We start from the raw sequence: 15,227 nt of genomic DNA, 5'->3' as shown, positions 1-15,227 counted from the left end.
TTAATTGTTAATAATTTTTATACCCTCGAACTTTAATTAGTGAACTTCAATCATCACTGCGTCTCCTTGACCGCCACCGCTACAAATCGATGCAATTCCAATTCCGCCGCCGCGCTGCTTAAGTGCATGGATTAGTGTAACGATAATGCGCGCTCCGCTTGCTCCAATTGGATGGCCCATCGCTACCGCGCCGCCATTTACATTCAATTTTTCTGGATCAATTCCTGCGATTTCTGTACTTGCAATTGCTACCGCTGCAAATGCTTCATTAATCTCGAATAAATCGATGTCTTCAATTGTCTTTCCTGTTTTTTCAAGCAATGCGTTAATTGCATAACCTGGCGTTCTTGGGAAATCTTTAGATTCCACTGCAATTGCTGTATGCGCCAAAATTGTCGCTAATGGCTTTCTTCCTTCTTGCTTCGCTCTGTCTTCGCTCATTAACACAAGTGCGGCACCACCATCGTTTAGTCCTGGCGCATTACCAGCTGTCACCGCCGCTTCCTTATCAAATACAGGTTTTAACTTTGCTAACTTTTCAATCGTTGTATCTTCACGTGGCGCCTCATCCTTTGCAACAACAATAGGATCGCCTTTTCTTTGCGGGATCGTTACTGGTACGATTTCCTCTTCAAAACGTCCTTCTTTATGCGCTGAAACCGCACGCTGATGGCTACGATATGCCCATTCATCTTGCGCTTCGCGAGAAATCCCATCTTCCTTCGCAACTTCTCCGCCATAAACACCCATGTGTGTACCTGAAAATGCGCATGTTAAACCGTCAGCAACGTTTAAATCAATAACTTCATTGTTGCCCATTCTGTATCCCCATCTTGCTCCGCGTAAAATGTAAGGAGTATTACTCATCGACTCCATACCGCCAGCTACAATCAGTGATTGATCGCCAGTACGAATAATTTGATCCGCTAACGTAACCGCACGAAGTCCTGATGCACAAACTTTATTCACTGTTTCCGTCTGCACTTCCCAAGGGATTCCAGCAGCCCTTGCAGCTTGACGCGATGGAATTTGCCCCTGTCCCCCCTGAATAACCGTTCCAAATATAACTTCTTCAACATCACTAGCCGCAACATTTGCTCTTTCAAGCGCTGCTTTAATTGCAATTCCTCCAAGTTCCGTCGCTTTTACATCTTTTAAAGATCCTCCAAATTTTCCAACTGGTGTTCTTGCAGCACTTAAAATAACTGTTTTACTCATGTTTCTTTCCCCCATTTCATTTTTTAACACTGAGCGCTCGCTCGGTATCCCTACGTTGAGAAGAGGTGCAATCATTGCACCTCTTTCTAAAGTTGTATACATTCTTATAAACTACATCGCTTCTTTTTTCTGTCCGATAACAGATCGTTCTAAAATCTCTGTCACATCAAGAGTTTGAACTTTCTCTTCTACCTCTTTCGCTTTCGTTCCATCACTGATCATCGTTAAGCAATATGGACAACCTGTACCGATAATGGATGGCTGTACAGCTAATGCTTGTTCTGTACGAGCAACGTTAATACGAGAACCTGTTGTTTCTTCCATCCACATTAAGCCACCACCTGCGCCACAGCACATTCCAGTTTCACGGTTACGTGCCATTTCTACAAGATTCACTCCAGGAATCGCTTTCAAAATGTCACGTGGCGCTTCGTACACTTCGTTGTATCTTCCTAAATAACAGGAATCATGGTACGTAACTGTTTCTTCAATAGCGTGAACAGGCTTTAAGCGCCCTTCTTTCACCCACTGAGCTAACAATTCTGTATGATGATAGACTTCTGCTTGCAAGCCAAAGTCCGGATACTCATTTTTAAATGTGTTATAAGCATGAGGATCAATCGTAACGATTTTCTTCACTCCTGCCTTTTCAAATTCTTCGATATTCTTTGTCGCCATCTCTTGGAATACAAATTCATTTCCAAGGCGGCGTGGTGTATCTCCAGAATTCTTTTCTTTATTACCGAGAATTGCGAATGAAATGCCTGCTTCGTTCATTAACTTCGCAAACGATATCGCAATCTTCTGACTACGATTGTCGTATGATCCCATTGAACCAACCCAGAATAAATACTCGAATTCCTCCCCAGCTTTTGATTTTTCTTTTACAGTTGGAACTGTTACTTCGTCATCACCTTGGCGCCATGTTTCACGCTCTTTACGGTTCAGACCCCACGGATTCCCTTGACGCTCAATATTTGTCATCGCGCGTTGTGCTTCCGCGTCCATTTTTCCTTCTGTTAAAACGAGATATCGACGTAAATCAATAATTTTGTCAACATGCTCATTCATAACTGGACATTGATCTTCACAGTTACGACACGTTGTACATGCCCAAATCTCTTCTTCTGTAATAACATCTCCGATTAAACTCGGATCGTAAGCGAGAGTTGTAGCCGCTGATTCTTGTTGTCCTTTTCCAGCTGCCATCATCGCTAACTGATTTCCTTGTGTATTATTGAAGGCAACTACTGGAACCCATGGTGCTTTTGATGTTACCGCAGCTCCTTTATCAGTTAAATGATCACGAAGTTTTAAAATTAAGTCCATCGGCGATAACATTTTTCCTGTTCCTGTTGCCGGACACATATTTGTACAACGACCACACTCTACACAAGCGTATAAGTCAATAAGTTGATTTTGTCTAAAGTCTTCAATTTTACCAACACCAAATGTTTCTTGTGTTTCATCTTCAAAATCAATCTTTTCAAGCTTTCCTGGGTTTGAAAGACGACCGAAGAATACATTAGCTGGTCCCGCAATTAAATGCGCATGTTTTGATTGTGGAACATAGACTAAAAACGTTAACAAAATTAGTAAATGCACCCACCAAGAAAAATAGAACACTGAAATGGCTACGGTTTCATTTATCCCGCTAAAAACGTAAGCGATTGCAGAAGCGATTGGTTCACTCCATGAAAGCTCCTCACCATGCCATATAAGTCCCATACCGTTACCAAGTAGCACAGAAATCATTAAGCCACCGATAAAGATAAGAACAAGACCTGATTTGAAGTTACGTTTTAAACGAACAAGCTTTTCTACATAACGTCTATGAAAAGCCCAAAATACTGCAATTAAAATAACAAGTGTGACAATTTCCTGGAAGAATGTAAATGCAGGGTATAGTGGTCCAAGTGGAAGATGTGATCCTGGTGCGAGTCCTTTCCAAACGAAGTCAATTGCTCCAAATTGGACAAGAATAAATCCGTAAAAGAACATAACGTGAATGATGCCGCTTTTCTTATCTTTCAGCAGCTTTTTCTGACCGAAAACATTGACCTTAAGGAGATCCCAACGCTCTTTAAAACGACGGTCAAATTCAATTTTTTTTCCTAATTGTATGTAGGCCATTCTCGTCCGTATAAGATATACAAACAAATATCCTGCATAAGCAATAACAGCAATGGCAGCCAGCCAATTAATGATCAGTAAGCTATTCATTTTTATGCTACCCCTCTCTTTGTAAGCCCTCTTTCTTTTTTGAATCTTCAAAAATATATAATTTTCTGAATTATATCCCCTATCCCCATTATATAATGAGTGAGCATTCAGTCAACAGTTTTTTGTTATAGAACAACATATTTTTTCATAAAGCTGTTTATTTCGGTGAAACTATAAAGTGAAACTTTAATCAGTGCAACATACTATCATCTGATGAAATTTATAATAACAGCCGTGCTACCCGTATCATTTGTAACACACTGAAGGTGAAAAGAATGCGAAGGAGGGAATTCACTGATGCTCTACTTATCTCTTTTGTTAATATCCGTTGCTCTTTGGATTACAATTGATCTTTCATACGGGAGATTTCTTCATTTAAAACGGGTAAGCTCTCGCACTTTCCCTTTACGTCAAAGTGATTTTCACCTTTATACATACGGGAAAGATTTGTATGACGCTTTATTTACTGATATAAAACAAGCACAGCACCACATTCATATTTTATTCTTCATTGTAAAAAACGATAAAATCAGTCGTGAATTTTTAAATTTGCTGATTGATAAGGCTCAGGAAGGAATTGAAGTACGACTTTTACTTGATCGATTTGGCAGCCATTCTTTATCAAACGAAGCTATTCGCTCCCTCCGAAAACATGGTGTATCTTTTTCATTTTGTCATAAGGTAAAATTTCCTCTGCTTTTCTTTTCTGCCAATCAAAGAAACCATAGAAAAATTACAGTGATTGATGGGAAAACTGGCTATATCGGGGGATTTAATATCGGCGAAGAGTATCTGGGGCATAATGAATATTTAGGATTATGGCGAGACTATCATTTACGTCTTACAGGAGAAGGGGTTCAAGATTTACAAAAGCAATTTTTGCATGACTGGTTTGATGATACGAAACAGGATTTATTGAATGCTTCTCTTTATTTTCCAAAACAAAACCCAGGTACCATACTGCATCAATTTATTCCGACTGATGGTGCTTATTTACAGCATACTTTTTTACATTTAATTAACGGAGCAAAAAAAGAAATCTGTATCGGTACACCATATTTCATTCCTGGAAAAAAAATTATGAATGCCTTATTAAAAGCAAGAGAAAGAGGGGTTCAAATCACAATTCTTGTTCCAGAAAAAGCTGATCACCCTCTCGTTCGAGAAGCAAAATTCCCATACTGCCGAAAATTAATACAGGCTGGTTGCAATATTTATGCATTTCAACAAGGTTTTTTTCACGCCAAGATTATTATAGTGGATGATGATATTTGTGATATCGGAACAGCAAACTTTGATATGAGAAGTTTATATATTAACCATGAAATAAACTGCCTGTTATATAGTAAACATTTCGTTCAAACAGTAAAAAATAAATTCCATGAAGACCTAAAGAATGCATCCATACTTTCCTATAGCGATGTAAACCCAACTTCTCTTATCGATAGAGGAAAGGAATGGATTGGAACAATGCTTGCTTTCTTTTTATAGGAAAGACAATGAATAAAAGAGGTGTATCTTATATGATTATGCGGTTTGGATATGTCTCACATGCAATGGCACTCTGGGACTGTTCTCCTGCCAAAACAATGACGTTTACAAGCTTTAAGAAACTCAGCAAGCAAGAGCGAGAAGACAAACTGTACCATGTTATAAAGCAAAATTTAGAGCACACAATACGTATCCTACATTACAATATAGCGCATGAAATCCCACTATATCGCCTATCGTCTTCAATCGTCCCACTTGCAACACATCCCGAAGTCGAGTTTGACTATATTGGGGTATTCACACCACTTTGGCGTAAAATAGGAGCTTTAATTAAAGAACACAATTTACGAATAAGTTTTCATCCAAATCAATTTACGCTATTTACAAGCGACAAGCCACATATTACTACTAACGCTATTACGGATATGACTTATCATTATAAAGTATTAGATGCTATAGGCATTGCAGATTCCTCTTACATTAATATTCATGTAGGTGGAGCCTATGGAAATAAAGAAAAGGCAATTGAGCGCTTCCATGAAAACATAAAAAAACTTCCTGCACATATAAAAAAACAAATGACTCTTGAAAATGATGATAAAACCTATACAACCGCTGAAACTTTATCAATTTGCCAAAAAGAAAATATTCCATTTGTATTTGATTATCATCATCATATGGCCAATCTTTGCGAGGAACCACTAGAAGAGTTGCTTCCTGCAATTTTTGAAACTTGGTCACATACAAATATCTCTCCTAAAGTTCACATTTCCTCTCCGAGATCGGAAAAAGAATTTAGGGCTCATGCTGAATATATCGATTTAGAGTTTATCAAGCCCTTCTTACACGTTGCAAAAAAAAACAATCATAATTTCGATATTATGATTGAAAGTAAACAAAAAGACTTAGCACTATTCCAATTAATAGATGAACTTTCTGCTATAAGAGGAATTAAAAGAATAAGTGGTGCAAAGTTACAGTGGTAAATTGTAACTTTGCACCATTTTTTCAAAAAAGTAATTTTTATAGTAAAAAACATCCTATTTTATATGCTATTATTTAAATTAGCATTCCCCCGAGATTCAACTTTATTGAAACGGAGTCATAATATGATTAGTCAAAAAAAGTATGTACAATTTGTCATAATATACATATCTATATTCGCTCTTTGGATACTCTTTATTCCAAATGAGTCGCATATAAAGGAAATTGGGATTCTTTTCTTATTCTGTTTCGCTGCACTTTTTTCTTGCCACTGTTTATATAAAGCTATTAAGAAAATGAAACGCAGTGATAAACTATTTTGGATTTTATTACTATGTACTTGCCTATGTGGATTAATTATGGAGATAACCCTATTTCTTAGTTCACTTTCCATACATGATCAATCTATATTTTCATATAAAGCATTGCCTTTTTTTATCATACAATATATTTTGCTCTTTGTTGGATTTGCTATAAAGTTTATAAAGAATTACTCTATTAAGGGGCTTTCGCAATTTTCATTCGATAGCATCTTTATTATTATTATGAACATTTATTTCACCTTAACTTTTATCTTAGATCTTTCAAGTTTCCGCATGTTAACAAAGGATACTTGGATTTTAATTGGGTATTTCATTGCACAATCATTAGTAATTTACGCCGTTATTAGCCTATATAGAAGAGAACAATATTCTTCTAGTAGAATCGCATTAATTATCGGCTTCACTATTATACTCATATACGGTTATATTCATCTGTTTCAATTGAACTTTGGGATGAAAACTTCTGCTGAAATTAATTATTTAATACACACTGCTTCTATTTTATTAATTGGACTTTCTTCCATACTATATATTTTAGATAAACCAATGCAGCATGAAACGAAAACAAAATATTATCGATTCGATTATGTACGTTTTATACTACCTTATTTTAGTATAATTATTACTTTTTCTTTTATTATCATTCAACCTTGGGATGATAAGTTCATGTTAATCGGTCTCGTATTATCACTTATTTTGTTATTCTTGCGGCAACTTTACATGTGGAAAGATAATCAAGCACTAATCCATACATATGAACAGTTGACTACACAACTAGAGGATGAAGTTGAAGAAGGTGCATTTGCATTATCAAAAAGTGAACAACGTTATAAATCTTTATTCGAAGATCATCCCGATGCCGTTTTCTCTTTAAATATGAATGGCATTTTTCAACACTCTAATAAGGCATGCGAAAGCTTATTTACTGCCTATTATTGCGAAGTGGCAAGCTATTCTCTGGTACACTTCATTGATTCAAAAGACCACGAACTACTAAAGAAGGCTTTACAAATTACAAAGGAAGGTAGGCCACAAACGTTAGAAGTTCGTACAAAAGAACAAGAAGGCTATTATTATTATCTCCATATTACACTTATCCCTACTTTTATAAACAAAGAAGTGGTCGGAATGTTTGGGATAGCGCGTGATATTACCACTTTATATGAAAAACAAAAACAAGTAGAACATTTAGCCTTTCACGATGCACTTACTGGATTACCAAATCGCCGAAAGTTCGAAAAAGATTTAAAAGCCATTTTAAATACAGCCCAAACTAACGCAAATGATGTCGCCGTCATATTCCTTGATTTAGATCGATTTAAAAAAATTAACGATAGACTTGGTCATGACGTCGGAGATTTATTATTAATTGAAGTAGCAAAAAGATTACGCGGTTGCTTGCGTTCAAAAGATGTCGTCGCTCGCCAAGGTGGAGATGAATTTACCATTCTATTACCAGAAATGTACTCAGAAAAAAGTGCAATTTTTATAGCTGAACAGATTTTAACTATTTTAAACAAACCATTCTTCATTCAAGGCGAAGAACTCTCTATTACACCAAGTATCGGAATTGCGATGTATCCTGATTACGGAACTGATGTAAATGAGTTAATGAAAAATGCTGATATGGCTATGTACCGTGCGAAGGCAAATGGAAAAAACAGATTTGTTTTCTTCTCAAAAGAAATGAGTATCGCTCAAAATGAAATTCAATTCTTAGAAGGTGAACTTTCAAAAGCATTACAACAAAATGAATTTTTCCTTGAATACCAGCCACAAGTAAGCACAAAAACAAAACAAATTATCGGTTTTGAAGCATTAATACGTTGGAAGCATCCAAAACTCGGCATCGTATCTCCAGCCCAATTTATCCCTCTAGCAGAGGAAACTGGTTTTATTATTGAACTTGGTAATTGGATTTTACGTACTGCCTGTTTAGAGGCAAAAAGATGGCATAATCAAGGTTTTTCTCACTTAAAAGTTGGTGTGAATTTATCTGTTGTTCAATTTAACCATGCAGATTTAATCTCAACTATTTCAAAGGTGTTGGAAGAAACAGAACTGAAACCAGAAGCACTAGATATTGAAATTACGGAAAGCATCGCAATTAATCAAAATCAATCTGTAGTTGCAAAACTAGAACAGCTTCAAAATCTCGGCATTCAAATTTCAATCGATGACTTTGGAACTGGTTATAGTTCTTTAGCTTATTTAACAAAATATCCAATTAACACATTAAAAATTGCTCGAGAGTTTATTTGTGGAATTACAACTAGCCCTTTAGAAGAAGCAATTGTCTCTTCCATTATTACACTATCAAAAGAACTAAATTTAGAAGTGATTGCAGAAGGTGTAGAAACGGAAGAAGAATGGGAATTTTTACATAGACAAAATTGTGATCACATTCAAGGATTCTTTATTAGCAAACCTGTTTCTAGTAAAGACGTTTGGATGTTACTCCATAAAAAAACAACCGTCTAAATAAGGCGGTTGTTTTTTAAAACTCAAAAGGTAAATCTGCAGCTACTTGTACCTCTTGATCATTATGAGAAATTATTTGACTTTTCTCAAATGCTGTATCACCTAATGAAATACCCCATGCCATTGCTAACGTTAATAAACTACCAATAAGTAATTTCTTCATATTCCATCACCCACATTTTTTACTTTTAATATATCATGAAAATTTATTCACATTGTATGCAATTATGCATATCCACTTTTTAGGTTGTTTATCTGCTGATTTTATTTACAAGCGCTTCTTTATATGCATGCATTTCTAATATATCAAAAAAGAAACTTGCCTTCTTATATGCATCTTCAATCTCTGCCTCTTCATACTCCAACTTCCTTAGGCATTCACCTCTTTGATAATATAGCTGTCCAATTAATGCCATACTATTAATTCGGCATGATATTTCAATCGCTTTATTTACTTGATAAAGTGATTCTTCATATCGACTATCTAAGTATAATGCTTTTGCATGATTATACCTTACCTTCACGTCAAATTCTTCATTATCATGCAATGCCTCTAATTGTTTTAATATTTGTTCAAATAAATCAATACCCTTCTTCAAATAGCCATTTTCAGCATAAATGTTTGCAATTGCGTTTTCAATATAAAGATTCTGATATACATCTATTCCTGTCAATTGTTGATTGAGCAATTTCTTTAATTCTAAAATACAATATTCGTAATCGACTTTTTTCAATACGTAAGCAGCTACATAATATTGCCATTGAAGAAATTGCTGGAATTCAGGATGATATTCTTCCTTTTTCAGCTCATTCCATACTTTATTATAAATTTCTTTATATCTTTTTTGCTTACAAAGCATAATGACTTGATCTTTAAACTGTTTTTTTCTTTCAATATCCGAATAAATGAGTACCTCATAAAAATGAATAATGGGAATTTGTAATTTTGCTGCAATACCTTGCAATATATCCATACTTGGGTATACTGCACCCGATTCAATTCTGCTTACTTCCGATTGATGACATATGTTCTCGGATAACTGTTTTTGTGTTAATCCTCTCAACACTCTAATTTTCTTAATTTCACTTCCTAATTTCTCTGCTTGCATACTTACTCACCATCCCATTATAACAATCTAATTTTTTAAGTTGTCATACCACTACAATAATGTGAATTCGACAATTTTTGATATGAAATAATGCATAATATATATAAAATTCGGCAAATTTTTCATACAATTCATCTCACATATAATAATAGATTAGGAGTGTTATAGATGAATTATAGAAAACTTGCCAGTGCTTTCGTTACATTCGGTCTTCTTTATCCTTTATCAACAGAAGCTATTCATGCTCAAAAATTGGACAAAAGTGAAGTAAAAGTTGAAATCGCTCAGCCTGGTTTAACAATCGGGAAATTAACACAACCTCAAAATGATACGAAAGAAAATATTGCTAAAAAGTATTTAAAAGGTGAGGTAAACGGGGCTAAAGCTCAACAAGAACAAGTCACTACTGAAAAAAATGTAGATTTCCAACCTACAAATAAAGAAACCAAAGAAAATCAAACCGAAGTTCGCCTTGCACAAACATATAAAAACTATAAAGTATATGGCCAAGATCTCATTGTAAAAGTAGATAAAAATGGAGTGATCACAACTGTTAGTGGTAAAGTTGTTCAAAATTTAAATCAACAACCTAATCTTACTATAACAAATTTTTTGTCGAAAAATGAAGTAAAATCTAAATTACGCGATATAGTTCAAATTCCAAGTGATGCAGCTGAGACGGAATTCTCTAGCGAAACCGTTGTTTATAAGAAAAAAGATGGCTATTATACATTCGCAACTGTTATTACATTTACTTATGAAAACAATGAACAAATTATAAACGGCAATGCTATCGTTGATCTAAAAACTGGCGAAGTACTTTTCCAAGAAAAATTCATTAAAAACAAAGAGAATAAGACTATAAATCAAGGAACATCACCTAGATTATCCCCTGCAAGTGAGCAAGGAACTGGGAAAAATGCACTTCAAGAAAACATCTCTTTCAATATTGCCAAAGGAACTGATGGAAAATTTTATTTAGCCGATTTATCACGCGGAAATGGTATTTATATTTATAATGCAAACTACGCCGATTCCCTCGGGGGATATAGTCAAGCTGGTTATCCAGGGACACTAATTTCAAGTAGCACTCCTAATTTTGCAGATAAAGAAGCCGCGGGCGCTATGAAGAACATGAGTGATATTTATGATTACTTTAAGAAAGAACATAATCTAAAAAGTTACGACAATAAAGATTCAAAAGTTGTTGCTAGTGTACACGGTTTTGATTCTACTGAAGTTAGTGATGGTTTAAAAGAAGACTATGTAAATGCATTTTGGCATCCTGCTTGGAACCAAATGGTATTTGGTGATGGTTTAGACGGAAAACTAACATCAGCTCTTGATGTAACAGCTCATGAATTTGGACATGCTGTATTCAGTGGCACGACAAAAAATAAAGTCGTGAGATATCCAAGCGCTGAAACATCTGCACTAAACGAGGGATTAGCAGATTTCTGGGGTACACAAATCGAATATTACGTAAAGAAAGATAAAGGAAACTGGATTATGGGCGATACATTAGGTGGCCTAACAATTCGTGATATCCCAAGGGAAATTGGTGACGGCGGCCATAAACTATATACAAATTTACAAGATTTCTATAACGATGGTAATAATCAAGAATCACACGTAAATTCTGGTATTATTAGTCACGTATTATATCAATTAGCTGAAGGTAAAACATATAACGGTGTTGCTGTTCAAAAACAAGGTAATGAAAAAGTAAGTAAAGTTGTTATGCGTGCATTGCAAAATTACGCAACTTCCGCTGAAGACTTTGAATCACTTCAATCTCACATCGTACAAGCTGCAAAGGATCTATATGGCACTGCCGTATCAAATGAATTTGCAAAGGCATTTGAAGCACATGGTTACAAGTCATTACAAAAAGTAAATCAAATAATAGAAGTAAAATAAGTATAAAAAGAAGGTCACCTCTCATAGGTAACCTTCTTTTTACATCCAACCCTTTTCTTCCGCAATTGTAATTGCCTCAATTCTATTTTTCGCATCGAGCTTCGTTAATACTTCAGAAATATAATTACGTACTGTACCCGGTGAAAGATAAAGTACCTTCGCAATTTCGTTTGCCGTCTTTCCTTCTTTCGCAAGCAACAATACTTCCTTTTCGCGATCTGACAACGGATTTTGCTCCTGCCATAGGCCGAACATTAAATCTTGGGAGACCTCTCGTTTTCCCTTCATTACATTACGGATTGCTGCTGCTAAATCTTCACTTGGACTATCCTTTAACAAATAGCCGTGCACACCAGCTTTCATTGCTCTTTCAAAATATCCCGGCCGTGCAAATGTTGTTAAAATCATTACTTTACATAATGATTTTTCTTTCTTTAACGCTTCAGCAACATCTAATCCACTTTGAATCGGCATTTCAATATCCATAATACTTATATCCGGTTTTAACGATTCAATTAATTTTAGTGCCTCTTCCCCGTTTGCCGCTTGCCCAATTACTTCGATATCATCTTCTAAATCAAGTAGAGCCCCTAATGCACCACGAAGCATCCGTTGATCTTCTGCAATAATAATTCGAATCATGCCCTCACCTCATCTTTTCCTGTTCTAATAACAACTGGAACTTTTACTGTTAACAACGTCCCTTGATTGATTGTACCTAGTTCAACAAAACCATCAATAAGAGCAATTCGTTCTTTCATGCCGCGGATACCATTTCCATCATGATTTTGATCTGTTAAACCGATTCCGTTATCTTTTACTTTCAAAATCAGCTCACCTTGCGATTCTAATACAGAAACTGTGCACCGCGTTGCCTTGCTATGTTTTACAACATTCGTAACAGCCTCACGTAAACACATCCCGACAATATTTTGTTCAATTGGTGATAACGAACTCGAGCTGGCTTCTTGCCTCACTTCTAATTCAATATTAGCTGCTTGTAAGATCGCTTTTATTTGCTCTAGCTCTTCTTCTACCGTAATCATACGCATATCAGAAATTAATTCTCTCAGCTGTTTTAAGGCTGTACGAGACGTTTGTGTAATTTCCTTCGCTTCCGCACTTGCACGCTCTGGATTTTTCACAATTAACTTCTCTACAAGCTGGCTTTTCAAAGTAATAAGAGATAACGTATGCCCTAATGTGTCATGAAGATCTCTTGCAATCCGCTGCCGTTCTTCACGTTTTACTAAGTCTTTAATTTGCTCGTTTGCTTCATTCAGTTGGTTCTTCAACATCTTTTTCTGATTAAAATTGCGCATACCAAATGGCGTAAGAAGCATTAAAATAAACATCGGAACAATATTTACTAAACTTGTAGTTGTTAGTTGATTCATATTTACAAATAAAAATGCTCCAAGCATTATAACTAACGAACATAACAGCACTCGAAATACTTTCTTATTTGGCGCAAATCCCATCGCACTTGCTGTGAAAAAGCCAAAGAATATCATAAAAGGATTATAAAATAAAGCAAATAAAAAGATGAGTATCATTTGAATGCATGCCCATAAAATAAACGTCTTCTGAACAAAATATAGCTGACGGTATGTGATAATAAAAAGTATCAACATACTGCTTCCTAGCACAAGCTTCCATCCTGATGCTTGTGCTAAGTGATAAATTGGAAATAATAGATAAACAAACCACATGTATGGAAAAAATCCCATATGTTTCGGAAAAATCTCAATCCTCTTCTTCTCTATCATTTATACCGCTTCCTGTCTTTTTCTTATATATATTGATACTACAACAAATATAAGGAAATAACCTCCTAATACCGCGATATTTTCCCATCCAATTGATTTTCCAGCTACAATATCCCACGCACCACTTCCGAAATGGTATGTCGGTGTCCATTCACCAATCGTTCTTAATATTTTTGGGAATACTTCAATCGGCATCCACACCCCGCCAACTATAGCTAAACTCATATTTAAAATATTTGCTAAGCCAGCAGCTGCGTCCGCCTTCTTAATGGAACCTATTACTGTTCCTAACGCTAAAAATGGTGTTACCCCTAACAATAACCATAACCCCGCACCTATCCATTGCCCTACCGTTAACTCAACATGATTAATTAGTATCCCTGCAATAAAAATAACTAATATTGAAAAAGCATTTACTACTGTTTGAGCGATAATTTTTGCTGTTAAATATGCTCCCTCTGGAAGCGGTGTAATTTTTAGAAGATGTGTCCATCCTTGCCCTCTTTCCTGAGAAAGTCTCACACCGAAGCTAAAGAGTGCAGTCCCTACAATGCTGAAAGTTGCCATCGAAATTAAATAGTGCGCTTTCCACGCATCTCCGTTTTGTGGTACTGGAACAACATTTGTAAAAATGTAGTAAAACATAACAGGCATTAATAATGAGAAAAAGATAAATAATTTATTGCGGAATGTACGTAAAATTTCTATTTTGCATTGCATCCATAATGCTCTCATGCGATTTCCTCCTTCTGATTTGCGACAAACTGTTCAAATGCTTCATCAAGGCTTCCACGTTCAACTGAAACATCTATTACAGGTAAATTCCTTTGATAAATGGCTTTTAAAGTTGCATCCGTATCCTCCGTTGTTAAAATGAATCGTCCTTCGCTTGACTTTACTTCTGTTACATTTGGTAATTCCTTTAGTAATTTTGTAGGAATGCTTTCCTTCGAGTAAAATGTGATTGTTTTTTGCGAAATTGTCGCTTTCATTTCGTCTGGTGTACCATCTGCGATAATCTTTCCGTTCGCAAATAATAAGATACGATTTGCTAAAGCATCTGCTTCTTCTAAATAATGCGTCGTTAAAATAATCGTTTTCCCTTCACTTGCTAACTTTCGAATCGTTTCCCAAAACGTTCTTCGAGACGTAATATCCATTCCTACTGTCGGCTCATCTAAAAACAACAAATCCGGATTTCCCGCAAGTGCAAGCGCAAAGTTTAACCTTCTTTTTTGCCCACCTGATAATTTCTCACATCTTTGCTTTCGCTCTGATTCTAAATTTGATAACTGCAGTAACGTTTCTTTCGCTATAGGATTCGTATAATAACTACGGAATAACTCGATTGCCTCTTCCACCGTAATACTATCAATGACACTTACTTCTTGTAGCATCGCACCGAGGCTATTACGAACATCTCTATGCTTTGGACTCTTTCCAAATATAGAGACCTTACCTTCCGTTGGGTCCTTTAATCCAAGCATCATCGACATCGTCGTTGTTTTACCCGCACCATTCGGTCCAAGCAATGCTACGATTTCTCCTTTATTTACATAAAATGAAACATTATTTACTGCGTTTTTATGTTTAAATGTTTTAGAAACACCATTTACTTCAATAATCTTTTCCAACTCTCCACCCCCGCTGTTTCTTATATTTACATTGTATTACTTGGAAAACTTAGGAAACAGTATGATACGTCATGA

Annotated in this window: 12 protein-coding genes; 4 read left to right on the top strand and 8 right to left on the bottom strand. The window is 35.7% G+C overall.

What is annotated here, in order from left to right; translation table 11 throughout:
• Nucleotides 1-36 precede the first annotated feature (36 nt).
• Both CQ064_RS16200 and CQ064_RS16195 read right to left on the bottom strand, forming a co-directional pair.
• Nucleotides 37-1,320, bottom strand: coding sequence for an acetyl-CoA C-acetyltransferase (locus CQ064_RS16200; protein WP_003272453.1), 1,284 nt, complete (start codon nucleotides 1,318-1,320; stop codon nucleotides 37-39).
• A gap of 9 nt (nucleotides 1,321-1,329) precedes the next feature.
• Nucleotides 1,330-3,441 carry a (Fe-S)-binding protein gene (locus CQ064_RS16195; protein ID WP_001086772.1) on the bottom strand — a complete coding sequence of 704 codons (2,112 nt, stop codon included), beginning with the start codon at nucleotides 3,439-3,441 and terminating at the stop codon, nucleotides 1,330-1,332.
• 297 nt (nucleotides 3,442-3,738) lie between these two features.
• Here CQ064_RS16195 and cls point away from each other — a divergent pair, with 297 nt between their 5' ends.
• From cls to CQ064_RS16180, 3 genes are all read left to right on the top strand, one after another.
• Nucleotides 3,739-4,932: a cardiolipin synthase gene (gene cls, locus CQ064_RS16190; RefSeq protein ID WP_000966410.1), complete on the top strand. Its 1,194-nt coding sequence runs from the start codon at nucleotides 3,739-3,741 to the stop codon at nucleotides 4,930-4,932.
• Between the two features lie 32 nt (nucleotides 4,933-4,964).
• Nucleotides 4,965-5,918 carry a UV DNA damage repair endonuclease UvsE gene (gene uvsE / locus CQ064_RS16185; protein ID WP_014482183.1) on the top strand — a complete coding sequence of 318 codons (954 nt, stop codon included), beginning with the start codon at nucleotides 4,965-4,967 and terminating at the stop codon, nucleotides 5,916-5,918.
• Between the two features lie 123 nt (nucleotides 5,919-6,041).
• Nucleotides 6,042-8,720, top strand: coding sequence for a DUF4084 domain-containing protein (locus tag CQ064_RS16180; protein WP_015055216.1), 2,679 nt, complete (start codon nucleotides 6,042-6,044; stop codon nucleotides 8,718-8,720).
• A 16-nt stretch (nucleotides 8,721-8,736) separates the two neighbouring features.
• Here CQ064_RS16180 and CQ064_RS16175 read toward each other — a convergent pair whose 3' ends face one another.
• Both CQ064_RS16175 and CQ064_RS16170 read right to left on the bottom strand, forming a co-directional pair.
• Nucleotides 8,737-8,883: a quorum-sensing peptide PapR gene (locus CQ064_RS16175; RefSeq protein WP_000734725.1), complete on the bottom strand. Its 147-nt coding sequence runs from the start codon at nucleotides 8,881-8,883 to the stop codon at nucleotides 8,737-8,739.
• 88 nt (nucleotides 8,884-8,971) lie between these two features.
• Nucleotides 8,972-9,829, bottom strand: coding sequence for a helix-turn-helix domain-containing protein (locus tag CQ064_RS16170; protein ID WP_001147494.1), 858 nt, complete (start codon nucleotides 9,827-9,829; stop codon nucleotides 8,972-8,974).
• Nucleotides 9,830-9,997: 168 nt separating this feature from the next.
• On the opposite strand from CQ064_RS16170, the gene CQ064_RS16165 reads away from it, so the two are divergent.
• The gene (locus CQ064_RS16165) at nucleotides 9,998-11,749 is read left to right on the top strand and encodes a M4 family metallopeptidase (protein ID WP_001109527.1); all 1,752 of its coding nucleotides are present in this window, start codon (nucleotides 9,998-10,000) and stop codon (nucleotides 11,747-11,749) included.
• A 39-nt stretch (nucleotides 11,750-11,788) separates the two neighbouring features.
• Here the strand turns inward: CQ064_RS16165 and CQ064_RS16160 are convergent, their stop codons facing one another.
• The 4 genes from CQ064_RS16160 to CQ064_RS16145 are packed head-to-tail and all read right to left on the bottom strand — an operon-like array spanning nucleotide 11,789 to nucleotide 15,152.
• Nucleotides 11,789-12,391: a response regulator transcription factor gene (locus tag CQ064_RS16160; protein WP_000619242.1), complete on the bottom strand. Its 603-nt coding sequence runs from the start codon at nucleotides 12,389-12,391 to the stop codon at nucleotides 11,789-11,791.
• Nucleotides 12,388-13,518 carry a sensor histidine kinase gene (locus CQ064_RS16155; protein ID WP_000570614.1) on the bottom strand — a complete coding sequence of 377 codons (1,131 nt, stop codon included), beginning with the start codon at nucleotides 13,516-13,518 and terminating at the stop codon, nucleotides 12,388-12,390. Before CQ064_RS16155 ends, CQ064_RS16160 begins: the two co-directional genes overlap by 4 nt.
• The gene (locus CQ064_RS16150) at nucleotides 13,519-14,253 is read right to left on the bottom strand and encodes an ABC transporter permease (RefSeq protein ID WP_001202424.1); all 735 of its coding nucleotides are present in this window, start codon (nucleotides 14,251-14,253) and stop codon (nucleotides 13,519-13,521) included.
• Nucleotides 14,250-15,152, bottom strand: a complete 903-nt coding sequence (locus CQ064_RS16145; protein WP_000411132.1) for an ABC transporter ATP-binding protein — start codon at nucleotides 15,150-15,152, stop codon at nucleotides 14,250-14,252. The genes CQ064_RS16150 and CQ064_RS16145 overlap by 4 nt, the downstream gene beginning before the upstream one ends.
• Nucleotides 15,153-15,227: the final 75 nt, after the last annotated feature.

Origin of the sequence: Bacillus sp. MYb78 (assembly GCF_002975115.1) — a bacterium.
In the GTDB taxonomy this organism is placed as follows: domain Bacteria; phylum Bacillota; class Bacilli; order Bacillales; family Bacillaceae_G; genus Bacillus_A; species Bacillus_A cereus.
Note: the sequence above shows the minus strand (reverse complement) of the source record. Positions and strands in the feature narration are given on the sequence as shown.